18 protein-coding genes, 2 tRNA genes and 1 other RNA gene are annotated in these 22,676 nt (G+C 52.2%); 3 read left to right on the top strand and 18 right to left on the bottom strand.

Going from position 1 to position 22,676, the window contains the following annotated elements; translation table 11 throughout:
• Position 1 precedes the first annotated feature (1 nt).
• The 11 genes from ACFQ0F_RS03270 to ACFQ0F_RS03220 all read right to left on the bottom strand — a co-directional run bounded on the left by ACFQ0F_RS03270 (position 2) and on the right by ACFQ0F_RS03220 (position 7,282).
• Positions 2-292, bottom strand: a complete 291-nt coding sequence (locus ACFQ0F_RS03270; protein WP_340674969.1) for a hypothetical protein — start codon at positions 290-292, stop codon at positions 2-4.
• Positions 293-322: 30 nt separating this feature from the next.
• On the bottom strand, positions 323-1,591 hold the full coding sequence (locus ACFQ0F_RS03265; RefSeq protein ID WP_379069113.1) for a BaiN/RdsA family NAD(P)/FAD-dependent oxidoreductase: 1,269 nt from the start codon (positions 1,589-1,591) through the stop codon (positions 323-325).
• Between the two features lie 31 nt (positions 1,592-1,622).
• An RNA gene (gene ffs / locus ACFQ0F_RS03260) (signal recognition particle sRNA small type) lies at positions 1,623-1,718 on the bottom strand.
• A gap of 86 nt (positions 1,719-1,804) precedes the next feature.
• On the bottom strand, positions 1,805-2,779 hold the full coding sequence (locus ACFQ0F_RS03255) for an alpha/beta fold hydrolase (protein WP_379069110.1): 975 nt from the start codon (positions 2,777-2,779) through the stop codon (positions 1,805-1,807).
• A 24-nt stretch (positions 2,780-2,803) separates the two neighbouring features.
• Positions 2,804-4,567 carry a cation:proton antiporter gene (locus tag ACFQ0F_RS03250; protein ID WP_379069107.1) on the bottom strand — a complete coding sequence of 588 codons (1,764 nt, stop codon included), beginning with the start codon at positions 4,565-4,567 and terminating at the stop codon, positions 2,804-2,806.
• Between the two features lie 57 nt (positions 4,568-4,624).
• Complete coding sequence (locus tag ACFQ0F_RS03245; RefSeq protein WP_379069104.1) at positions 4,625-4,900, bottom strand: 4a-hydroxytetrahydrobiopterin dehydratase; 276 nt, start codon at positions 4,898-4,900, stop codon at positions 4,625-4,627.
• Entirely contained in the window at positions 4,897-5,775 is an 879-nt protein-coding gene (locus tag ACFQ0F_RS03240; protein WP_379069101.1) for an SDR family oxidoreductase, read from the bottom strand. Before ACFQ0F_RS03240 ends, ACFQ0F_RS03245 begins: the two co-directional genes overlap by 4 nt.
• Before the next feature lie 178 nt (positions 5,776-5,953).
• Positions 5,954-6,028: transfer RNA gene (locus ACFQ0F_RS03235), tRNA-Glu, on the bottom strand.
• Between the two features lie 5 nt (positions 6,029-6,033).
• Positions 6,034-6,109 (bottom strand) — tRNA-Ala (locus ACFQ0F_RS03230).
• A 176-nt stretch (positions 6,110-6,285) separates the two neighbouring features.
• On the bottom strand, positions 6,286-6,747 hold the full coding sequence (locus ACFQ0F_RS03225) for a flavodoxin family protein (protein ID WP_340674963.1): 462 nt from the start codon (positions 6,745-6,747) through the stop codon (positions 6,286-6,288).
• A 49-nt stretch (positions 6,748-6,796) separates the two neighbouring features.
• Positions 6,797-7,282, bottom strand: a complete 486-nt coding sequence (locus ACFQ0F_RS03220; RefSeq protein WP_340674962.1) for an Lrp/AsnC family transcriptional regulator — start codon at positions 7,280-7,282, stop codon at positions 6,797-6,799.
• A gap of 142 nt (positions 7,283-7,424) precedes the next feature.
• Between ACFQ0F_RS03220 and ACFQ0F_RS03215 the strand changes: the two genes are divergently transcribed.
• The gene (locus ACFQ0F_RS03215; RefSeq protein WP_379069096.1) at positions 7,425-9,119 is read left to right on the top strand and encodes a 2-isopropylmalate synthase; all 1,695 of its coding nucleotides are present in this window, start codon (positions 7,425-7,427) and stop codon (positions 9,117-9,119) included.
• The gene (locus ACFQ0F_RS03210) at positions 9,094-9,636 is read left to right on the top strand and encodes a methylated-DNA--[protein]-cysteine S-methyltransferase (RefSeq protein WP_379069094.1); all 543 of its coding nucleotides are present in this window, start codon (positions 9,094-9,096) and stop codon (positions 9,634-9,636) included. The genes ACFQ0F_RS03215 and ACFQ0F_RS03210 overlap by 26 nt, the downstream gene beginning before the upstream one ends.
• Positions 9,637-9,663: 27 nt before the next feature.
• On the opposite strand, the gene gltX is transcribed toward ACFQ0F_RS03210, so the two are convergent.
• The 4 genes from gltX to ACFQ0F_RS03190 all read right to left on the bottom strand — a co-directional run bounded on the left by gltX (position 9,664) and on the right by ACFQ0F_RS03190 (position 18,201).
• A complete protein-coding gene (gene gltX / locus ACFQ0F_RS03205) occupies positions 9,664-11,214 on the bottom strand; it encodes a glutamate--tRNA ligase (RefSeq protein WP_379069091.1) in 1,551 nt (516 codons plus the stop codon).
• Between the two features lie 106 nt (positions 11,215-11,320).
• Positions 11,321-14,332: a parallel beta-helix domain-containing protein gene (locus ACFQ0F_RS03200; protein ID WP_379069088.1), complete on the bottom strand. Its 3,012-nt coding sequence runs from the start codon at positions 14,330-14,332 to the stop codon at positions 11,321-11,323.
• Between the two features lie 122 nt (positions 14,333-14,454).
• Entirely contained in the window at positions 14,455-14,841 is a 387-nt protein-coding gene (locus tag ACFQ0F_RS03195) for a (deoxy)nucleoside triphosphate pyrophosphohydrolase (RefSeq protein WP_340674957.1), read from the bottom strand.
• Between the two features lie 12 nt (positions 14,842-14,853).
• Positions 14,854-18,201 carry a response regulator gene (locus tag ACFQ0F_RS03190; RefSeq protein WP_379069085.1) on the bottom strand — a complete coding sequence of 1,116 codons (3,348 nt, stop codon included), beginning with the start codon at positions 18,199-18,201 and terminating at the stop codon, positions 14,854-14,856.
• Positions 18,202-18,552: 351 nt separating this feature from the next.
• Between ACFQ0F_RS03190 and ACFQ0F_RS03185 the strand changes: the two genes are divergently transcribed.
• A complete protein-coding gene (locus ACFQ0F_RS03185) occupies positions 18,553-18,792 on the top strand; it encodes a GlsB/YeaQ/YmgE family stress response membrane protein (RefSeq protein ID WP_340674956.1) in 240 nt (79 codons plus the stop codon).
• Here ACFQ0F_RS03185 and ACFQ0F_RS03180 read toward each other — a convergent pair.
• The 3 genes from ACFQ0F_RS03180 to purF are packed head-to-tail and all read right to left on the bottom strand — an operon-like array spanning position 18,757 to position 22,675.
• The gene (locus tag ACFQ0F_RS03180) at positions 18,757-19,950 is read right to left on the bottom strand and encodes an MFS transporter (protein WP_340674955.1); all 1,194 of its coding nucleotides are present in this window, start codon (positions 19,948-19,950) and stop codon (positions 18,757-18,759) included. The genes ACFQ0F_RS03185 and ACFQ0F_RS03180 overlap by 36 nt on opposite strands.
• Before the next feature lie 8 nt (positions 19,951-19,958).
• Positions 19,959-21,146 (bottom strand): O-succinylhomoserine sulfhydrylase, encoded by a 1,188-nt coding sequence (locus ACFQ0F_RS03175; protein ID WP_379069081.1) that lies wholly within the window; start codon positions 21,144-21,146, stop codon positions 19,959-19,961.
• Between the two features lie 20 nt (positions 21,147-21,166).
• Positions 21,167-22,675 carry an amidophosphoribosyltransferase gene (gene purF, locus ACFQ0F_RS03170; RefSeq protein ID WP_379069078.1) on the bottom strand — a complete coding sequence of 503 codons (1,509 nt, stop codon included), beginning with the start codon at positions 22,673-22,675 and terminating at the stop codon, positions 21,167-21,169.
• Position 22,676 lies beyond the last annotated feature (1 nt).

Here is a 22,676-nt window from a genome sequence, read left to right as displayed (position 1 = left end):
CTTATTTTTTTAAGCGCGAGCCAATCGATTTCAAGGTGCTGCCGATTTCGCCAACCATGCCATCAACCATGCTTTTAATCTCGTTGGCTTTATCTTCGCCAACGTTACGCATTGCTTCAAACTTGCTCTGCGCATCGGCTTGCAGGCCTTTTAGATTCTCGATTTGTTTGTTGAGTTCGAGCTGTAGGTCTGCGCCGGCGCCCTCTGCGCGTGCTTTCAAAAGGTCAGCTTGCGCTTTCCATTCGTTTAGTTGAGCCGTTAATTTTTTTTGGTAAGCATCAATATCAACCATGACACGCTCCATGCAATTTTAAAGTGGATGCTAGTTATACTCTCGAGTTCGTGACTTTCTCAAGTCATGCGTCAAAAAAGCGTGAGCCGATAGCCCAGCTTTGCGACCAGTGGCAAAGCAAGCGGTTAGCAAATAACCGCCAGTTGGCGCCTCCCAATCGATCATTTCGCCGGCGAAAAACAGCCCCGGAAAGCGCTCTGAGGCAAGTGTCATCGCTAATTCTGTCCAACACACGCCACCTGCTGTGCTGATGGCCTCATCGATTGGGCGCGCGGCAGTGAGCTTTAGCGTCAAGGCTTTGGCGGTATTAATCACGCGCTGGGCATCCGACCAATGGGCCTTTGGCAAGGCATCGCGCAGTAGCGCTGCTTTGATACCGCTAAGACCAATGCCCTGCCACTGACGGCTTAGGCTGTGCTTAGGATTGCTGCTTTGTAGCTGCTGAAGTAAGTGCTCGACCGAATGATCAGGCAGCAAATCCAAGACTACTTCAGCATTACCGTTGGTCTCGATACGATCACGGATCATCGCGCTGTGGGCGTAAATAACGCTACCTTCAATGCCCCATTGAGTCACAACCGCTTCGCCGCGAGCAGACTTAAGTGATACGTCTAGCCACGGCAGCTGCAGCGTAATATTTTTCAGCGGGCTGCCGGCCAAGGCTTGAACCATCGCACTATGAGTACTGTGAAATCCGCAGTTAGCGGGCTTTAACGGCTGAATAGCCAACGCTGGCAGCCAATGTTGCCACGCTGCATCTGAGCCTAAACGCGCCCAGCTGCCGCCACCCATGGCAAAAATCACGGCGCAAGTGCGAATACTGCGTTGGCCATCGGGCGAGACAAAATCAAGCTCGTATCCAGCCTCTGCAGGTGCTTCTGCTGTTATGCCTCTAACGCCGACACAACGATGCCGCGTATGCACTACCAGCCCTTGCGCCCGTAAGCGACTCAGCCAACGCCGTAGCAAAGGCGCAGCCTTCATCTCGAGCGGAAACACACGCCCCGAGCTACCGACAAAGGTTTCAATGCCTAGCTCATGCACCCAGGCCCGCAATGCGTCTGCGTCGAACTCGGCTAAGACAGGTTGTAATCGTGCTTGCGACTGGCCATAGCGGCGCAAAAACTGCGGAGCAGACTCACTGTGCGTGATGTTTAAACCACCAATGCCAGCCAACAAAAGTTTACGGCCTAATGAAGGCATGGAGTCGAAGAGCTCAACGGCAATACCAGCACGCGTTAGCTGTTCAGCGGCCATTAAACCAGCTGGACCACCGCCAATAATGGCAATAGGAATCATAGGGAGGGTCTTGCGAGAGATTGGGTGGCAACCCTACCAGCCCGGCCTCGGCACCGACTCGACAGTGACCGTTGCTTCCTTCCGGATCTGGCGGGGTTAACTGTTTTATCGTGCGAGGAGACCGGTAGGGTCACCATAGCGCAGCGGGCGCGATGCCTGCAGCGAGGGCGCAGTATAGTGAAATAGCCCTCGCCTGCAAAGGCAGTGCAGCGCTTAATTAGCTTTAGCGTCATGAAACTCGTCGAGAGTTTGCTTGAGCACGCGCATCACTTGCGCTGAGTTCACCATTTCCATATGGCCAACACCGGGCAGCGTGATGTTGCGGCCATAATGCTCCGCCACCATGGAGGTGTTTTGCGGTGCAACAATAGTGTCGTGCGGCGACCACACGCTAATAAATGGAATCGGGCATGGGGCAGCTTCGGCCTCACGCAAAAAATCCAAAGCCCAAGCATTGCTTCGCGTTAGCTGAGCAATGATCGGCCCCATTTTCTCTTTACCTTCAGCCAGCACGGTGCCAACTAGCGGTGAACCAACGGCTACCGCCAACGATGCTTTCGGCATGCCGCCAAAACGATGCAAATACAGACGAATCACTAAGCCGCCCATGGAGTGACCAAGTAAAATCACGCGTTTACTACCGGTTTCAACGAGCACTTCATCGACAAAGCGTGCCAAATGCTCGGCGTTTTTCTCAACGCTATGAAAAATCGGCTCGGGGCTGACGGCGTAGACTTTGCCATAGCCATTTTTTAATAAATACCGACGCCAGGCCCATAAATAGCCGCGGTTAGTGAAGAAGCCAGGCACTAGCACAATCGGGTCGCCGCGATGCGTAAGGCCAGCCGGCGGATTGGTCGGCACCAACCACGGCTCAAAAGCGAATAAAAACGGATAGGTTAGGATCGCTGCCCACCATTCTCGCAGCAGCATAGCCACCGTAGAAAAGCAGCCAACTTCATGTTCAGCGCGCTTAGGCGAGCGATTTTTATAGGTCGGGATGACGTTGCCCATGACCATCAGCAAACGTAGCAAAGCAAAGATAGCAACACAGCTCAGCACGACACATAACCAGCTGCTGCCTGTGGCAACAAAGGCGCCACCAATAAGCACATAAAGTGCGAGCTCAATAAAAAATGTCTTTAAAAAGCCACGGCCATGACTGGTAAATCCCTGTTCCTTAAGCATATTGCGTCCTTTGATATTTAATTTTTATTTATTAGGATCATCAGCTTGCTGAGCAATTGTCTCGCGCAGCGCTACTTGCAGCTGCGAATGCCAACGCACCACGCGCGGCCATAATGCCAGTGCCAGTAATAAAACTAATACCAGCACGGCAACAAACAAGTGCAAGGGCGGCAAAATAATCGAGCTTAAGGCTGAGATCAACAACAACATCGCCACTAAGGCCGCCGTTGGTAAGGCGCGCGCAAACAGGCGATACAATGTCACCCGCGCAGGTGTGGTGGCAACGCCCGCACCAAGCTCAGTCAAAATCATTGCCAGCGCTTCTAGCTTGCGATATGCCGCCACCATAAATGGCATAGCCAACACCAAAGTCGCTGCCCAAAACACCGTGCTACGCCACTCTTGCGGCAGTACCGCCAACCATTCGGTTAAGTCGGTATGGGCTACCAAAGCCGCGCCCGCGATAAACAAGGCGGCAATAACGCAAAAGTTCAGCACCACATGCAGCAAAATGCGACGAATAAAGGCCGACACATGATTTTCTTGAGCACTCGAGCCCATGCTGCCTAGCCAGTTTTCATAGGCGGTTAAACTGCCTTGTAGTGAGTTCGGCACTAAATGGCGAAAGGTCGAAGCCGCGAGATCAGAGTTTCTAATCAGATATGGCGTAAGTATGGTTGTCAGCACAGACACCGACACCACCACCGGGTAAAGGAAGCCGCTAGTGACACCAAGTGTTACGCCTAAGCTCGCGATAATAAAAGAGAACTCGCCAATTTGGGACAAGCCCATGCCGACTTTCAGCGAGGTGCGGGCATCGTGACCAGTGGCAATAGTCGCCAAGGTATTGGCCGTGGTTTTACCTATAACCACCACGGCCGTGATGATCAAAATCGGCACCCAGTATTCGACCAGCACGCTTGGGTCAACCATCATGCCGATGGCGACAAAGAAAATTGCCGTAAACATATCGCGCAAGGGTTCGACTAAGCGCTCAATGACATGGATCTGTTTAGACTCAGCAATGATCGCACCCATAACAAATGCGCCCAGCGCCATGCTATAGCCCAGCTCCACCACCAATAAGCAGAAGCCAAAACACAGGCCTAAAACAGTCACCAAAAGCATTTCTTTGCTTTGGTAACGCGCCACCACCGACAGCAAACGCGGTACTAGCAATAGCCCTAGTAACAGCGCCACCACCAAGAAAATGCCCAAGCGCCCAAGCGTGTTGGCAACGCTGCTCACGCTAACCTCGCCAGTAAGCGCTAGCCCTGAGAGCAGCACTATCATGGCGATGGCGAGAATATCCTCGACAATCAACACACCAAAAATAAACTGGGCAAAACGCTCTCGTTTCAGCTTTAGCTCATCAAGCGCTTTCACAATGATGGTGGTCGACGAAATCGATAGCATGGCGCCCAAGAAAATGGCATCCATCTCACTCCAACCAAAGGCGCGGCCTAGGCTGTAACCGGCCCAGAGCATCAGAGTGATTTCAGCAGTACCGGCAATTAACGCCGTACCGCCGACCTTTTTCAGCTTACTAACATTGAACTCAAGACCTAGCGAAAATAGCAAAAACACCACGCCCAAATCGGCCATAGTTTGGATAGTGTTGCGGTCGGAAATCAGCGGGAATGGCGGCGTGTGCGGGCCAATAATGATGCCTGCCAAAATATAGCCAAGCACCACGGGCTGTTTAAAGCGATGAAAGACCAGCGTGATAAAACCGGCGGCCATCATGATGATGGCAAGATCTTTTAAGAAGGCTTCGGTATGCGTCAAGCAACCACTCCATGATTGGCCAAGGCAGCCAGAAAAACAGGAGTGTAACCGATTGCGCTAAATCGCCGTAGCGCCCCAGGTAGTCATTAGCTGCTGAGTAGCACGCGCGGCACGGTGGTCGCGCTCAGTAATCGCCTCTACATCATGGCTAAACCACGTTACCGTGGCCTGAGCGTAGCCAAAGCTGACCTCGGGGTGATGGTCATTGCGCTGCGCCCACGCCATGAGTTCGGTGATAAAACCTTGAACGGCGTCGAAATGGCCAAAGCACAGCGCGATGTGCAAGCCATCTGCCCTCACCTGCCAATCTGGCCAAACGCCATCCATACTCATTTTTTCATCATGCGCTGAACAGCCATAGGCTTTACAGCACGATGAAATGCTTTTTGTTCAGGCATACGGTCATGCTCTTTCAAGCCAAAGAGCTTGGTATTGAGCGATGAGCCGCCGTCGACGCAGATGCAAGCACCTGTGGTGTAAGAAGCTGCAGGTGAAAGTAAAAAGGTGATGACGCTGCTGATTTCATCTTCGTCGCCCATGCGACTGGAGGGAATCGTGCCGCGCATTTGCGGAATAACGTGGTTGGCAAACTCATCGCCATAGCTATCCATGCCGCTGGAGGCGATAAAGCCTGGAGCCACGGCATTGACGCGCACGCCGTATGACGCCCATTCGACAGCCGCCGTTTCGGTGAAGCTGAGCATGCCGGCACGCGCGGCACCGGAATGACCCATGCTGGGCATACCACGCCACATATCGGCAATGATGTTGACGATAGATCCGCCTTTCTCGCGCATAGATTGGTTCATCACCTCTCGCGCCATCAAAAAGCCACCGGTTAAATTGCTGCTAACTACGGCATCCCAACCATTTTTCGAAATCTTCAGCAATGGTGCCGGAAACTGACCGCCGGCGTTGTTCACTAGGCCATGAATTTGACCGTGATCTGCAACAATTTTAGCGACGGTATCGCGCACATCAGCCTCTTGGCGGATGTCTACGCTGTAATAGCTAGCCTTGCCGCCATCGGCAATGATTTCGGCTTGTGTGGACTCTAGGCGCTCAATATTACGGCCAATGAGAATGACGTTGGCGCCGAGTGCGGCAAGTTCATGAGCACAGCAACGACCAATGCCTGAGCCACCACCAGTAACAATATGAGTTTGGCCGGCAAAAAGATCGGCGCGGAAAGCAGAACGATACGACATGAGAGATCCTTTATGACATCCGTCGACAGAAACGGTTGGCGAATGACACAATTTCATGACTGGAAAGTCAAGGAAAACTCAGAGGCAGTATGTAGAAGCTTCGCAGAAACTGTATTGCGGAAAACGCTTGCTGCAGAAACAGAAAAGCCCAGCTGTTTAGAGCTGGGCTTTCGCTGTGTGGTGACCCCACGGGGAATTGAACCCCGGTTACCGCCGTGAAAGGGCGATGTCCTAACCGCTAGACGATGGGGCCAAACTTGGTGGAGCTTAGCGGGATCGAACCGCTGACCTCTACAATGCCATTGTAGCGCTCTCCCAGCTGAGCTAAAGCCCCACACTTCGAACAGCTACTGGGTGCTTGCTGCTGTTCGAGGCGCGCAGTTTATTGAGCAGGCTAGATGCTGTCAACACACTAATCGCAATTTTCCGCACATCTGCACACGCTTTGCTCAGTTCTTGCGGTATTTGCTTAAAACACAGCCAAAATTTCATCGGTGTGAGCTAAGTAAGCTAAAAAATACCTGCCGATAGCCCCGCCGCCATGCCCATGCCTAATTCGCGCGCTTGCCCGACAAACTCAGTTTGCCACGCGCCACGGCAAATTAACGGCTCTTGCACCCATTGCCAGCGCAATCCTGTGACGATCGACTCAATGGCACGTCGCGTACCGGTGCCATCGGAACCAGCACGAATGAGCAGTGCACATGGCAAACCCTGCTTAAGCTCAAGCACGGGGTAGTAGCAGCGGTCGAAAAAATCTTTCATTCCCCCGCTCATATAAGCGAGGTTTTCTGAGGTAAACAAAATAATGCCATCGCAGGCTAACACTTGCTTCGGTGTAGTTTTCAGCGCCTCGGCAACGACAACTGTGACGTCATCGATCTCGCTGTCTTGCGCACCTTCAGTTAAAGCAGAGACAAGCGCCTGCATATTTTCTGATGGTGCGTGAGCAACGATTAATAGCTGCTTCATTGTGCCCTCCTCGTTTAAGTCGGTTTCAACGACCAACTATAGCGATCAACTACAAGTAGTGCAGCGGCAGCGCTGTGGTGTCGACCACGCGGCGCATGACAAAGCTCGAATGCACACCACTAACACCTTCTATACGAGTGAGCTTATTGAGCAAAAAATCCTGATAACGATCCATATCCGGCACCACCACTTTCAATAAATAATCTGCGCTTTGGCCAGTAATCAGATAGCACTGCTGCACTTCATCATAGCTAGATACAGCAGCCTCAAACTGCTCAAAGCGTTCTGGCGTGTGACGATCAACACTGATTTGAATCATCACCGTTAGTCCCAAGCCTAAAGCTTTAGGCGACAACAAGGCACGTCGACCCGTAATCACGCCCATGGCTTCGAGCTTTTGCACACGGCGCAAACACGGCGATGGCGACAGTCCAACGCGCTCGGCCAGCTCTAGGTTGCTTAACGAGGCGTCTTTCTGCAGTAGCGCGAGAATATGCTTATCGAACTTATCAAGAATGCTGTCGTAATGTGCCATAGCGCAATTTAAAACCACTTTAAATACATTAATAGCAATGTATCACCTATTAATCCTTAATCAAGTCAATTTAAGCTCAGCAATTGCGCACCCACCCTCCTACACTTAGCTCACTCCCTAAAGCACTACGTAGGACACCATCATGGCTTTTGATCATCGCAAATACCGCCCCACGCCCGTCGTCGCCAGACCACAGCGGCAATGGCCTAACCACGTCATCACCCAAGCACCGCGCTGGTGTGCCGTGGATTTGCGCGATGGCAATCAGGCGCTGGTGAAACCGATGACCGTGCCGCAAAAAATCCGTCTGTTTGAGTGCTTGGTACGTTGCGGCTTCCGTGAAATCGAAGTTGGCTTTCCGGCCGCCTCGCAGCCCGATTTTGACTTTGTCCGCGCATTGATTGAGCAAGATCGCATCCCCGACAACGTCACCATTCAAGTGTTAACACAGGCGAGGCCTGAATTAATTGCTCGCACCTATGAGTCATTAAAAGGCGTCAAGCGTGCCATCGTGCACGTTTATAACTCGACCTCTATTACCCAGCGCGAGCAAGTTTTTCAGACCGATGTCGCTGGCGTGAAAGCCATTGCTGTCGCCGGTGCGCGCTGTGTCGCCGAACACGCCGCACTGCATCCTGAGACCGAATGGACATTTCAGTATTCGCCAGAAAGCTTCACCGGCACCGAGCTGTCAGTGGCGGCGGAAATCGTCAATGCCGTGATTGAAATCTGGCAGCCCACCAAAGGCCAGCCAGTGATCATTAACTTGCCAGCCACGGTGGAAGTCAGCACGCCTAATGTTTATGCCGACTGCATCGAGTGGATGATCGAGCACATGGCGCAGCGCGAGCACGTTTGTGTGTCCTTGCACACGCACAATGATCGTGGCTGCGGTGTCGCGGCGGCAGAGCTTGGCGTCATGGCCGGCGCTGATCGCGTCGAAGGCACTTTATTGGGCAATGGTGAGCGCACCGGCAATATGGACTTGGTCACCATGGCGATGAATCTGTACAGCCAAGGTATAGATCCCGAGCTCGACTTGTCGGATATGCGCGACATCATCGACACCGTGGAAGCTGTCACCGAAATCACCACGCACCCGCGCCACGCCTATGCTGGCGAGTTAGTGTTCACGGCGTTTTCAGGCAGCCACCAAGATGCCATTCGCAAATGCTTAAATCGGCAAACAGTGCCGCCAAGCGCTGAGTCACCTTGGGATGTGGCCTACTTGCCGATTGACCCACGCGACTTGGGCCGTCGCTACGAAGAGGTTGTACGCATCAACTCGCAGTCGGGTAAAGGCGGTGTTTTGCATGTGCTAGAGCAACACGTTGGCATTACTTTGCCGCGCTGGATGCAAATTGCTTTCTCCAAGCGCGTGCAAGCAGCGGCCGAGGCCAGTGGTGGCGAAGTTGATGCCAACACCATTTCTAGCTTGTTTGATGCACATTGTTTGGATGTGCCCACCGGTTGGCAGGTCAGCGATTATCAAGCGCAACGCCGCGATGGCCAAGTACGCATCGAGGCCGACTTAGGTTCGCAACATATTGTCGGTGTTGGCGATGGCTTAATCTCAGCTGTCGTTAACGGCTTGAGTAATCACTACGACATCGAGGCCAGTGTTGAGCATTACGATGAGTTTAGCTTGAGCAATAACACCGCTGCCGAGGCTTTGGCCTGCGTGCAAATTCGTCATGGTGAGTGCACAATTATTGCCAGCGCCATGGCCAATGACACGACCCTGGCGAGCATTCAAGCCGTGGTATCGGCTTGGGGAAGACTCATTGCAGAACTCGAACGAGAACAAATCCATGAGCCAGAAGTCGCCGCAATCTAAAACTGACACCACCCTGCTCTATCATTGCTTCGATGGTGCAGCGGGCCGGCTGTTAATAGCCGTCGGCGACAACGGCTTAGCATCGGTGATTATTGGCGAGGATGATGAGGAGCTGGTTGCAGGCTTGATCTCTGAGCATCCAAAAGCGCAATGCGCACCCATGAATGCAGAGCAACAGCGCGAACATGCCGCCACTGCCGAAGCCATCGAGGCGATGAGCCATGGTCAGGCAGCTAATATTACTCTGCCCATGGCGCTGCCCGGCACTGAGTTTCAACAAGCGGTATGGCAGGCGCTCTGTCGCATCCCGCGCGGACAAACCATCAGCTATAAAGCCTTGGCCGATGCCGTTGGCCGACCACGCGCTATTCGCGCGGCGGCTAGCGCTTGCGGCGCCAATCCCTTAGCGCTAATCGTGCCCTGCCACCGCGTGATTGCTAGCGATGGCGGCATGGGCGGCTACAAATGGGGCGTGGCGCATAAGGTCGAGCTGCTCAGGCGCGAGCAGCTCGACTAGCGCTTAACGTCCTGCTTCGGCTGCGTTTTAACCTTCAGCAGGCGCTTCAATCAGCGACTCACCACGGCGAAATGCCGCAAGTTGAGCCTCGAGTACCTTAGTTTCTTTCTTCGACACGCCACCCAACACGGCAATGGCCTCGCGCAAGCGCGCCCGCGTCATATCGGGGCCGATAATCGCCATAGCCTCCATAATCGGCGGTGCCGATGGCGTGCCGGCGATGGTGACGAAAAACGGTGCCATGACATCGCGCATCTTCCAGCCCAACGCTTCGCTCAAGCGCTGCATGAGCGCGTTGATGTGCTCGTGATCCCATTGCGGCAACACTTCCAGCTCCCACAAACTCAGCTGCAATAACTGCTTTACCTGCTCTGGTGTGAGTTTTTTCTGCTGCAATTTCTCAGCAGTCAAACCCACCGAACCCGCAAAAAAGAAGCCTGCCCAATCCACAGCTTCAGACAAAGTTTGCACTCGTGTTTGAATCTGGCTGGCCACGCGCGCGAGATATTCTGGCGTGATCCATTGCTGAAATGCTGCAACAAAATCAGTCACAGGCAAGGCCTTGATCCACTGGCCATTGAGCCAAGCGAGTTTTTCCACATCGAAAATCGGCCCGCCCAGCGACACGCGCGTGACGTCGAAGTGCACAATCATCTCAGCTAGACTAAATTGCTCACGCTCATCGGGCATGGACCAACCCATGCGACCAAGGTAATTCACCACAGTCTGTGGCAAGTAACCCATGCGCTCATAATAGGTAATTGACGTCGGGTTTTTGCGCTTCGACAGCTTGGATTTGTCCGGATTTCGCAGTAATGGCATATGGCATAGTGTCGGCATATCCCAGCCAAAATAGCGATACAGCAGCTGATGTTTTGGCGCTGAGCTAATCCATTCCTCACCGCGCAGCACGTGGGTGATCTCCATCAAATGGTCATCGACGACGTTAGCTAAATGGTAGGTTGGCAGGCCGTCGGCTTTCATCAGTACCTGCATATCGACCTGCTCCCAAGCGATTTCAATGTCGCCACGCAGCATGTCGGTGAACGTGCATAGGCGCTCGCTAGCGGGAGCATCAGCGGCTGGTCTTGGCACATTCAAACGCACCACCGATGACTCGCCAGCGGCTAGGCGCTCCGCGACATTAGCTTTACTCAAGCTCAGGCAATGGCCATCGTAGCCAATACTGGCCTTTGCGGCGGTTTGCTCAGCGCGTAGAGCATCTAGGCGCTCATTGCTGCAGAAGCAATGGAAAGCATGGCCGTTATCGATGAGCTGCTGCGTGTGCGCCTTATAGATGTCGCTACGCTCACTTTGGCGGTATGGCGCGTGCGGGCCGCCAATGTCAGGGCCCTCATCCCAGTTCAGGCCTAGCCATTTTAGCGAGCTTAAAATTTGTTGCTCAGACTCAGGCGTGGAGCGCTGCTGATCAGTATCTTCAATGCGCAAAATGAATTGGCCGCCGTGCTGGCGCGCAAAACATAAGTTAAAAAGAGCAATGTAGGCGGTACCAACGTGCGGATCGCCAGTGGGCGATGGGGCTACACGGGTGCGAATAGGCTTTTGAGCGGCAGTCATAAAATAGCTTCAATGAACATAATCGAGGGCGGCAGTATAAGAAAAAACGCCGCCTCCTGCTTGGCTTTCAGGAGACGGCGTTTTTCTACAGCAGTGCAGCAAGAAACTAGCGGTTAGCCGCTGGCGTTCCTTTCATCGCGCGCTCACTCTTCTGAGTCGGCGATAACGCACCCGTTACACCTTTAGTGATGGACTCGAGCAAATCAGTAACTGCACTGATATTAACGAGGCCGCCGGAGGCTTCTTGGATTTGCGCAATTACGCTACTCAACTCTGCTGGCAGCAACTCAGTCAGCAGTAGCGGTAACTCACTGTCATTACAGCTGTTTTCGTTTTTCACTTCATCATTATTTTTGGCATTAATAGCCGGCAACTCAGTATTAATCCACTCGTTGATCAAGGCTGAAGCCTCACCATGGACAACACTACGCGCAATCGGCGGCATACGAACGCCAGCCTCAGCTGAGCCCACACGGAAGCTCATGATCGAAGCAGCGGCATTGCCAAGCACAATATCGTGCCCACGATTACCTGAACCACGACCAGCTGCCACAGGCTTTTTACACACGCCGTAGCGCACGTCTACTGGGCGGAAGCTATCTAAGAACAGGCCTGAGTTAGAGGCGCCGCCACTGCTGTTATGGCAGTAGGCACAGTTCACTTCTAGATAAGCCCGCACGCGCTCATGAACATCGCGGGGTGAATTTGGTAGCGCCTTACTAGGGCCACTGCCTGGAATCTCCATTGTTGCCATCGGAGCGTCGCGCTTAGATGGCTCTGCATTAAAACCGGTGAGCCAGCCTTTACGCGCCATAAATGCTAGCTGGTTTTCCCCAGTTTGGTCTTTGTTCATGCCGCGATCCATATTGCGTGCTTTTGGCCCAATAGGTGCAGCACCTAGGCGGTCATCGCCACCATGACAGGTGATGCAATTCAATGCTGCTGGTACCGCATAGGCAGCAGAAGCACCTTTATAGCGGGCGCGTTCGTTATTTTTCTTCACATTAGGATTCGGATCTAGATAATCCCACTGCACAGCAACATTATCGCCAGCTAAAGCTAGAACAGCCTTCGTTGGCTTGCCGTCGCTGCCTTGCTGCCACACATAGGGCAGACCAATCCAACGCTCGCCAACTGGAGTGTCACGCTTGATGATCAATCGCGTCTCGACAATGTGTTCGCGTAGCAGCTTGCCAGCACCATCTTCCGTGCGGAAAGTGAACGTTTTCGAGATCACGGTGCCAACGGGGAAGTCCAGTGACTCATTGATGCTATTGGTCGATTTTTTGTCTTGATACTTAGCTGGCTGCACACCACCTTGAGCATTTGGCGGCAAGAAAATCACGCGATACTTGCTGGCATAGTCAGAAAACAGCGTGCTATTGAGCTCGTAAGGCATCACGAACGCACCTTGGCCACCGCTCAATGGATCATTGGCTACTTTGAACAGGCCATACTGGCTCAGCTCAGGGCAGTCAAACTTTGCTAGTGCATTCCAGTTAACTTGGCCTGGCTTAACCGCGGAGCATGCAGCAGCGATAGCAGCATCAGGTGGTGCCGCTTCTTCTGCGACTATTTTATAAGGCAGGTTCAGCACGGGAATTGGGCGGTCTGGTAAGTCGCAAGCATAAGGTGCGGTATCACTGCTTCCGGGCACAATGATTTGCTGAATTAGCTCTGGGCCAATATCTGAGCGGCTCAAACCAGCATTCAAGAACGGTGTCACCAATGGGTTTGACTGGTGCGTGTTATTGCTCAAGCACAAACCATTCTCAGGCTTTTTCAGCTTTTTCTTGGCATCGAATTTCCATGCGTTGTATTTGCATGTCGGCTCTTTATCGGAGCGATAGTAGTTAGGACGGCCACGCTCATCCACTCGCGGCTCATAACGTGTTTCGGCATTGTTTGGCTTATTGAGCGCAATGCCATCTTCGTCGACAGGATAGTCTGTGCAATCGTTAGGCACATCTTCTCCGCCATCCCACACGATATCAGCGCCGCGGCCAAAGTTCTTCACGCGCATCAATAAAGGCAAGGCGGAGGCGACACCACGATCGGCTATTGGCAGCTGCGGACTCTGACCATTACCGGAGAAACGGTTGTTATGAATCTCAATACCTTCTGGATAAAAATCATAGCGCAGATCAGGATAGTTGCGATCGACTAAGCCATAGTTAACGACTGCAATACCGAAGCTGTCGTTGCCCGTAATATCGTTGTCGTAAATTTCTAGCTGATCTGATGCGAGAACCAACATACCGGTACCGCGTGGCACAAGACCTACAATATTGCCAGTTGGTGCAAAGTTATCCGTGTTGTTGTTATAGGATTTGTTGCGACGCACAACGTTTTTTTCGCCGTACTGGCGCAAGTCAGGCAAGTCAAAAATTAAGAACCCACCGGTATTTTTTGTCGCCACATTATCTTCAAATAATGCTCGGTAGGTATTTTCAAACTCGAAACCAGCGACGTTGTATGTCGCTAAGCAATTTCGCACGATGACGTCGTTAGACTGGCCTACATAAATGCCCGCATCGGAAGCGCCATGAGACTCACAATCCTCCATCAGGACATGTTGAGTCTCAACAGGATACAAGCCATAAGCGCCGACATCGGAGCGAGGCGTGTATTTATCGCTAGTTTCATCTCGGCCAGCGGCATCGTGCCAGCGCACACGAACGTCACGAATCGTCACTGACTCAGAGCGGAACACACGAACACCGTTGCCCGGTGTGTCTTCCACGGTAAAGCCTTGCAAAATCAAGCCGTCGGCGTAGCTGGCATTAATGCCCTCACCACTGTCGCTATTAAGAAAATTAAGAATAGTTTTATCTTTACCCGCACCTTTCAGGGTAATGCCGTTTTTGCTATTGACTAGCAAACCCGTGGACATCTCAAAATAGCCTTCGCAAAACGCCACTGTGTCGCCGGCTCGGGCAAGAGATAGTCGCGTTAAGACTTGCTCGCGAGCATTGGGGCCAGCCTCAATACAGGCAGCATCTATGCGTGGAGTAGGAGGAGTTGTCGTAGACGTTTTAGTTGAGTCGCTACAGGCAGCTAAAAGTGCTGTAGACGCAGCAAGAACAACAAACGTTGCCTTTCGAAATGAAATGAACATGGGGTACTGCCTTTTTTGTATTACTTATGTTTGGCAATATACATCATGAGTGAAACTTAGTAACAACACTTTTCATACAAATCACCTTTCATACCGGCCAATCTGCTGGCACAAAATGGCGACTAGGCAAACTCACGCATCAGTTTTTGCGCTAATACAATGTCTGCAGGCGCTAGATCTACCATTGCTAAATGCCCTATTGGCACCCAATCGATTTGGTCATGCACACTGAGCACACAGTCCATCTCGGGCAATTCAGTAAACAGGCCAATTAGCTCGATGCTGACATCGGCATAATGATGCTGCGTGCGCGCAAATTCCTCACCAATATGCGCAGCAATATTGAGCTCTTCGTGCAGCTCACGCGCCAATGCTTCTGCTTCGCTTTCGCCGGCCTCAATCTTACCGCCAGGAAACTCCCAAAGCCCTGCTTGGCGCTGACCGAGTGCACGCCTAGCTACCAACACTAAGCCATCACGCAAGGCAATCGCTGCAACAACCTTAATCATCCCAGCTCCTTATTACTGACGACTTTCTAGCCAACGCGCGGCTTGTGTTAGTGATGCAGTCAAAGACTCCGTTGTTGCATCGAACAATGGCTGCACTTGCGCGGTGTCATTGGCACTAATGGCCAACTCAAGCTGCAGTGCAATATGTGCAAAATGCTGTGCGCCCAATGAGCCTAGTGAGCCACGCAAACTATGCAGTATTCCAGCGGCACGATCACTATCGCCGGCGATCCAAGCAGCATTAGCATCGCTTAGTGGCGATACGCCTGCGGCAACCGCTTTAGCGATAATTTTAGCTAGAGCATCGACATAGCCTGAGTCGTTTTGCGCCAAGGCTAACAATGACGAGACATCGAAGTCTGCTAACATTTTTTGTGCTGGAATCGCTGGTCGTTTGCCAGCAACTAAGGCCGAAGTAGTAGCTTTAGGTTGGCTCTCTAAAATGGCCTTAATCGACGCCATCATTTGTTCATGGATAATTGGTTTGGCGATAAAGCCATTCATGCCTGCAGCCAAATACGACTCGCGCTCACTGTCGAGCACGCCAGCAGTCATTGCCAAAATAGGCCCTTTCCACTGATCGTTCTGGCGTAAATACTCGGTCGCCGTGATGCCATCCATTACTGGCATTTGGATGTCCATCAAGATTAAATCAATGGCGCTAGGGTCAGACTTTATCGCCTCAATGGCTTGCTCACCGTGCTCAGCCATACGCACCTCAGCACCAGCCTGAGTCAACATTTGGCCGGCGACAAAACGGTTTAGCGCATTATCCTCAACCAATAAAATGCGCACGCCTAGTAATGGCTGCTCAACTGTTTTTGGCAGAGCCACTAGGGTTTCGCCGCGCTGCTTAGCTATCGCTTCATGCAAAGTGTCGAATAGATTTGAGCTAGTCACTGGCTTGACTAGCACCGCATCTATGCTGCGCTTGCCTAAGGCCAGCTGCATCTCTGACTGCTCAAAGGCGCTGACCATAATCACCATCGGCCAGGATGCTTCAGGATGTTCAGCCTGCACTGCTGACATAGTCTCCAAACCATCAAGGCCAGGCATTTGCCAATCCAGCACCAAAACATCGAAAGCGTTGTGTGCTGCCTGTGCGCGATTAATCACGGCTAAAGCATCTTTGCCACTGGCAGCTGCACTGGCGTGCCAGCCCCAACTCTTAATGGCTTTGCACAGATACTCACAGCTGGTGGGATTGTCGTCGACAACTAGTACGCGTAAATCGCCAAGTTTATTCGCTGACCGTTGGATATCTAGGTCTAAATCAGAAAGCGCTAGCGGTATGCAAATACTAAACTCAGTGCCCATGCCAAATTCACTATTGAGGAGCAAGGAGCCGCCCATTAGTGCGACTAGGCGCTTTGAAATGGCCAAACCTAAGCCGGTGCCACCGAAGCGGCGCGTGATTGATGCGTCGGCTTGCGAAAACGGAGCGAATAATCCGGCCTGCTGGTCAGCGGTCATGCCAATGCCGGTATCGCGCACACGAAAGCGCACGCAAGGTCCTAGTTCTGAGTCGCGATAATTGTCGACGAGTAAAGCCACCTCGCCCTCTTCCGTAAACTTGATGGCATTGCCAACTAAATTCACTAGCACTTGCTGCAAGCGCTGCACGTCACCTACATAGCTTTCAGCAACATCGGGCTCAACACCGATGATCAGCTCGATGGATTTATGCGCTGCGTTAACCGACATGATGGTGGCTAAAACATTCAGTACATCATTAAGACGGAATGGCGACTCCACCAAAGCCATGTGGCCGGCTTCAATTTTCGAAAAGTCTAAAATGTCATTGAGTAGCGTTAGCAGTGACTCGCCTGCCCCGCGCAGCATGTTTAGGTATTTGGTTTGATCGGCGCTGAGTTTCGTTTTGCCAAGCAAATGCGTGATGCCCAAAACCGCATTCATTGGTGTGCGAATTTCATGGCTTATATTGGCAACAAAGGCAGACTTGGCCTGACTCGCCACTTCAGCGCGCTCCTTAGCAACCAGCAGCTCCGCTGTGCGCTCCTCGACTTGATACTCAAGGTTGGCATTGAGCGCTAAAACCTCAGCCTCAGCAGCTTTTTCTCGGCTGATGTCACGCAGGCTATGCGCCACGGCGGAGACTTGTCCTTGCGCATCCAGTACCGGCGAAACCGAGCACGACACATAAATTACGTTACCGTCGCGCTGCTCCCGGCTTGTGCTGAAATGCGGCACCGTTAAGCCTTGGCTAAGCGTTTTTTGCGTACTCGCGGTTTCAGATGTATCGCCGCCAATCAACGTGGCTATATCGCAGCCAATGGCCTCTTCCGCTGAGTAATCAAAGAGCCGCGTTGAGGCTTGGTTCCAGCTCAAAATCGTGCCGGTTAACGTGGTAACAATAATGGCATCGCTGGCACTGGCAACAATCGCCGCTTGCCTACTTTGCTGCATATCAATTTGCCGCTGACGTCGCCTAATAATTAAGTACAACTGCAAAAAGATCATGCTAATAAGCGAGACTAACAGCATGTTCAGTAAGACTGTTTTTCGCGCCGCAATGACATTGTCCATGATCATTCGATCATCGGTTGCGATGGCAATACTCAACGGGTATGCAGTACGACCATCGCCAATAGTTACAGACCTAAAAGCAGCATGAAGTACGCGATCATCCATAGTATTCCAGAGGGTAATACCATGCGGAATATCTGCCTCAGTGACATTAGCAGTAGCCATGTCTTGCCAACGATAACGCTTGCCTAAGTCGAAGCCGTACTCATGTGAAGGGTTTGGATGCAGAATAAAATCGCCATCTGGATTAGTGATGTAGGCCTGAGCATAACTAGGCAGTCTCGCCTCGATACTCTGCAATAAGCTTTTACTGTCGTAATTTAGTACCACCATGGCATAGAGCTGGCCATCTGGCGTGTAGACTGGCGTGGCTAAGCGGAGCACTGGTGTATGCGGGATCTCAACCTTGCCATACTCGCGATTAAGATTTAGTGGTGAGATATAAATCTCTTGTGGCTTAAGCTTTAAGACCTCACGGTAATACAGCGTATCAGCCTTATTTTGCAGCTGATCCATGGGTACAATTTTTGCCACTCCGCTACGCTTATTAACGCGAACAAGCTCTTTGCCATCATCTTTGACGCTGATTAAACGTATTTGTAGAAGCGCTGGATTGGTTTCAAGGTAGGCCAAATACACATTATTTAGTTGTTGCGCCCAAACATCGGAGCTTATCTGTAGCTGCGGATCTATACCGCCATGAAATGCCGCACGGGTCATGCCTTTTAACGGGGGTAAGCGCGAAAGAAAATGCACGTCATTGCGCAGCGCATCGATTCGACTTTTAAACTGCTCACTGCGCAGAGCGCTCATGCGTAGCAGCTCATTATTGAGCTTGATATTTGCAGCGTGTCGAGTTCGCGAATCGGACAAGGTCACGGCTATTACTGTGACAAGTAATAGCGAGGTTAGTAGGCCCAACCAAGCCAAAAAGCTCGTGGACGGTTTGTACCAGCGAAGCAACGCCATAAAAAACAGCCTTTTTAGCGCGTACGAAAATAAACTAACGCGTACATATAGTAGTAAGAGTACTTATTTCAATGCAAAGATGTGCAACTTCCGTTAGTTATCATGTGGCCAAATTGTTGTCTTAGCTACGCGTTTGCCTCGCTCTCATGATACAAACTGTATCGTGGCGCATTATTAAATCAATCGGAGATGTCTATGTTAAGCATGATTATAGTAGGTCTAATTGCCGGCTGGTTGGCTGGCGTCGTGATGAAAGGCGGCGGCTACGGCATCATTGGCGATATCGTCGTGGGCATTGTCGGCGCTGTCATCGGCGGTAAACTATTTGAGGCACTAGGCTTGGCTTCGAGCGGCGGTTTTATCGCCAGCATCATCGTTGCCACTGTTGGTGCAGTAGTATTAATTGCCATCATACGTTTCATCAAACGCGCGTAAAACCCACCAGAGTAATGCGATGCCAAGCGCCAAGGCACATGTCAGCAAGATGACAACGCCTAACCAACCTTGGCCAGCCCAGGCCACACCAGCCAAAGTGCCGAGCACGCTGGCGCCGAGGTAATAACTCAGTAAATACAGCGCGGCGGCCAATGCTTTATATTGGCCAGCGCGCTGCCCTACCCAGCTACTCGCAATGGCATGCGCTCCAAAAAAAGCAAACGTTAGCAACGCCACACCTGCGAGAAGACAAGCCAAGTTACTGGCCAATGACAGCCATAAACCCAGAAACATCAGCAACCACATCCAAGCCAATGCTGCAGGTCGCCCTAGCTGCCGTGTTAGGCGACCCGACCACGCCGAAGCCAATGAGCCGGGTAAATACAGTAGAAATACAGCGCCGATAGCCGCCGAACTGAGCGAAAATGGCGGCAACTCAAGACGAAAGCTTAAATAGTTATACAGCCCAACAAATATGCCTAAAAGCAAAAATCCCGTGATGTAGAGCGCCCAGAGCTGGGTATCGGAGGTAATGGCTTTTATCGCGCCGGCAAAGGCCTGCCGCCCCTGTCGAGACCATGGCAAAGCGCGGGCGTGAAAGTGCTGAGAAGGTGGTAAAAACCACCACATGACGATAGCAGCAAGTACGCCGACAACTCCAACTACTGCGACCGCATCTGCCCATGGCCAATGCTCAGCAACTACGGCTGTGACTAGACGACCACTCATGCCACCCAATGCGGTGCCGGCAACATAGATGCCAATCACGCCACCCACTGCTCGTGGCTCAACCTCTTCGCCGGCATAAGCCATCGCTGTCGCAGGTAGGCCGGCGAGCGCAATGCCGGCTAATGCACGTAGCATGAGAAGTTGCTCGAGGTTTTGCGCCCACGCAGTCATCACCGTGAATACAGCAGCAATGAACATCGCCCAGCACATAACCGGGCGGCGGCCAAAGCGGTCGGCGAGTAGGCTTGCAGGGATTAATGCCAAACCTAATGCGGCGGTGGCAATAGAGAGGATAAATGAGCTTTGCGCTGGAGATAACTGTAGGTCGCGGGCAAAGTGCGGCAGCAATGGCTGCGGCCAATACAGCAGCCAGAAAGTGGCAAAGCCACCGAGCAAAAGCGCATACGAAACCCGGCGGTAACCGGGCATCTGTTTACTCATGCAAGGGCAGCAAACCCGCGCGCGCAATCCGCTTTCAAGTCGTCGATATCTTCAAGGCCGACAGCAATGCGAATCAGCCCCTCACTAATTCGCGCCAACACTTTTGCCTCAGGACTTAAGCGCCCGTGAGTCGTTGAGCCCGGATGAGTAATTGTCGATTTCGTATCGCCCAAATTAGCGGTGATTGAGAGCAGCTGAGTCGCATTGATAAAGCGCCAAGCGGCTTCTCGCCCGCCCTCTACCTCAAACGACAATACGCCGCCAAAACCACTTTGCTGACGACAAGCCAGCTCATACTGCGGGTGCGACTTCAAGCCGGTGTAATGTACGGCTAGTACGTTCGGCTGCTGCTCCAGCCATTGCGCCAAGGCTAGGGCATTTTGCGCATGCGCAGTCATACGAATACGTAAGGTCTCTAGGCCTTTGAGAAAGACCCAGGCATTGAATGGGCTCATGGTTGGCCCACAAGTACGCACAACACCCAAAATTTCATTAATAAGCACCGCTGAACCAACCACAGCACCGCCTAGCGTACGGCCTTGACCATCGATGTATTTAGTTGCGGAATGAATCACCAAGTCAGCGCCTAGCGCCAAAGGCAATTGCTGAGCCGGTGTACAGAAACAGTTATCCACGGCAAGCAAAATGCCATGCTTATGCGCCAATGTGGCGAGTGCGGCAATGTCGACTAACTCACCCAATGGATTGCTCGGCGATTCTACAAAGAACAATTTTGTCGCCGGCGTAATGGCCGCTTCCCATGCAGATAGATCGGCTAATGGCACGAAGGTGGTGCTAACGCCGAAGTTATGAGCGTATTTGGTGAACAAGACATTGCTCGTGCCAAATAGGCTTTGCGATGTCACGATAGCATCACCCGATTTCAACAGGCCTAGCACGGTGGACAAAATCGCTGCCATGCCGGAGCTGGTGGCAACCGCTTTTTCACCGCCCTCGAGTGCGGCTAAGCGCTCCTCAAAGCATTGCACTGTGGGGTTGGTATAGCGCGAATAGACATTGCCAGGCTTGGAGCCATCGAAGCGTGCCGCAGCTTCCTCTGCAGAGGCAAAAACATACGACGAGGTCAGAAATAAAGCTTCTGAATGCTCGCCATGATCGCTACGAATATTGCCGGCACGCACGGCAAGCGTGTCAAACTTCGGGGTGGAATGCTCGTTAGACATGCTTGCCTCACACTAAGAAATTAGTCGCCGTTGGATAAATCGACGAGGTTTGGCCCTTGCTGAACTCGATGCTTAGCGCCATCGCTACGCGAGGCTTGTAAGGCATCGAGGTAGCACTCATCGATATCGCCAGTTACGTATTCGCCATCAAATACTGAGCAATCAAAGCGCTCGATATCGGGATTGCCTTCGCGTGCAGCAGCGACTAAATCTTCCAGCTTTTGGAAAATCAACGCATCAGCGCCAATAAGCTCACAAATTTCTTGCTCAGTACGGCCATGAGCGATCAGCTCCGTGCGCGCAGGCATATCGATGCCATACACATTTGGATATTTCACTGCCGGTGCTGCCGAAGCGAAATAGACATGCTTAGCGCCAGCATCGCGAGCCATCTGGATGATTTCACGGCAGGTGGTGCCACGGACAATGGAATCATCAACCAGCAGGACATTTTTGCCCATAAACTCGAGCTCAATCGGGTTGAGCTTTTGGCGTACGGATTTTTTCCGCTGACCCTGGCCCGGCATAATGAACGTGCGGCCGATATAACGGTTTTTCATGAAGCCCTCGCGGTACTTCACGTTCAAATGATTTGCCAACTCTAACGCCGCCGTGCGGCTAGTGTCAGGAATCGGAATCACCACATCGATTTCTAGGTCGGGATGCTCTTTCAAAATGGTATTGGCCAGCGTCTCACCCATACGCAGGCGAGCTTTATAGACCGAAATTTTATCGATAAACGAGTCAGGGCGAGCGAAATACACATGCTCAAAAATGCACGGTGAATACACCGGATTCTCCGCACACTGGCGCGTGTGCATATTGCCTTCGTTATCGATGAAAATCGCTTCGCCCGGCTTCAAGTCGCGCACAACACGGAAGCCCACTGAAGTAATCGCTACCGACTCCGATGCGATGATGTATTCCTTACCATTCGCGGTGTCGCGTTCGCCAAAAATAATCGGGCGAATGCCGAAGGGGTCGCGAAAACCGATAATGCCGTAGCCACTGATCATTGCGACGACTGCATAGGCACCCTTACAGCGAACATGCACACCGCCAACAGCAGCAAAAATATCGTCAATGCCGGGCACAATTTTGCCGCGAATTTGCAGCTCATGTGCAAACACATTGAGCAATACTTCGGAGTCAGAGTCGGTGTTGACGTGACGCAAATCGGAGCGATAAATATCTTTCGCCAAGGCTTCTGAGTTGGTCAGGTTGCCGTTGTGCGCGAGCGTGATGCCATACGGTGAGTTGACATAAAACGGCTGCGCTTCAGCTGAACTAGACGAGCCGGCTGTTGGGTAGCGAACATGGCCGATGCCATAGTTGCCGACCAAGCGCAGCATGTGGCGGGTATGAAATACATCGCGCACCATGCCGTTGTCTTTGCGCAGAAATAAGCGATGATTATCGCTGGTGACAATACCAGCAGCGTCTTGTCCGCGATGCTGTAACACCGTGAGCGCGTCATAAAGTGCCTGATTAACCGGGCCTTTGCCGGCGATGGCAACGATTCCGCACATG

This window comes from Paraperlucidibaca wandonensis, from assembly GCF_042677145.1.
GTDB lineage: Bacteria > Pseudomonadota > Gammaproteobacteria > Pseudomonadales > Moraxellaceae > Perlucidibaca > Perlucidibaca wandonensis.
Note: the sequence above shows the minus strand (reverse complement) of the source record. Positions and strands in the feature narration are given on the sequence as shown.